At 64.1% G+C, this 401-nt stretch carries 1 protein-coding gene; it reads right to left on the minus strand.

Going from position 1 to position 401, the window contains the following annotated elements:
* Positions 1 to 19: 19 nt before the first annotated feature.
* On the minus strand, positions 20 to 223 hold the full coding sequence (locus LPA54_RS40935) for a DUF5958 family protein (protein WP_228985482.1): 204 nt from the start codon (positions 221 to 223) through the stop codon (positions 20 to 22).
* Positions 224 to 401 lie beyond the last annotated feature (178 nt).

Genomic DNA, 401 nt, shown 5'->3' on the forward strand with positions numbered 1-401 from the left:
GTGTCCTGATCGCAGCTGTTCAGGCCACGTCGTTCAGCGATCTTTCCCAGCTGCTGGTCGATCGGCCGCGTGTGACCAGCACAGCAGGTGTATGCGTCACGCGCAGTCCGGCACGGCTGATGCTCTCCGGTCCATCCTGGATGACGGCGCGAGCTTGGATGCAGTGATGGCGGAGGAACAGCAATGTCTCAAACCGTTCTCCGGGCTGAGACCGTCGGACCATTCGATGCCCTGTGACAACAGGGACAGCCCTTGGGCGAGTTCGTTGAGAATGACGTCGCTTTCGGTCATGACTGCCTTCCGTTGGACAGGCGGCGCTCCGCCGCGGTGACCAGGATCCCGAGCAGCACCGCAAGATCGGCCGCGCCGTCGGCGTCGTCGGCCCAGCGGGTGGCTTGCAG

This window comes from Streptomyces sp. DH12 (assembly GCF_020873895.1).
Classification (GTDB): domain Bacteria; phylum Actinomycetota; class Actinomycetes; order Streptomycetales; family Streptomycetaceae; genus Streptomyces.